The sequence below is a fragment of the Streptomyces daliensis genome (genome assembly GCF_054782395.1).
The window spans coordinates 1-696 of the sequence record NZ_BAAGSO010000072.1; the positions used below are offsets into that span (position 1 = coordinate 1).

Genomic DNA, 696 nt, shown 5'->3' on the forward strand with positions numbered 1-696 from the left:
TTGAGGGTGGGGTGGCGGGTGGCTGGTCGTTGTTTGAGAACTGCACAGTGGACGCGAGCATCTGTGGCCAAGTTTTTAAGGGCGCACGGTGGATGCCTTGGCACCAGGAACCGATGAAGGACGTGGGAGGCCACGATAGGCCCCGGGGAGCTGTCAACCGAGCTGTGATCCGGGGGTGTCCGAATGGGGAAACCCGGCAGTCGTCATGGGCTGTCACCCGCATCTGAATGTATAGGGTGTGTGGAGGGAACGCGGGGAAGTGAAACATCTCAGTACCCGTAGGAAGAGAAAACAATAGTGATTCCGGGAGTAGTGGCGAGCGAAACCGGATGAGGCTAAACCGTATGTGTGTGATACCCGGCAGGGGTTGCGCATGCGGGGTTGTGGGAGCTTTCTTGGCTGTTCTGCCGGACAGTCGGCAAGTGAGAAACCGTAGGTATAGGCGAAGGGCATGCGAAAGGCCCGGCGTAGAGGGTAAGACCCCCGTAGCTGAAATGTCTGCGGCTTGTCTGGAAGTTTCCCAAGTAGCATGGGGCCCGAGAAATCCTGTGTGAATCTGGCGGGACCACCCGTTAAGCCTAAATATTCCCTGGTGACCGATAGCGGATAGTACCGTGAGGGAATGGTGAAAAGTACCGCGGGAGCGGAGTGAAATAGTACCTGAAACCGTGTGCCTACAAGCCGTGGGAGCGTCGC

Annotated in this window: 1 rRNA gene; it reads left to right on the forward strand. The window is 57.6% G+C overall.

From position 1 onward, the window contains the following. Positions 1 to 65 precede the first annotated feature (65 nt). Positions 66 to 696 (forward strand): 23S ribosomal RNA (locus tag ACYVOO_RS16745); the annotation flags it as partial.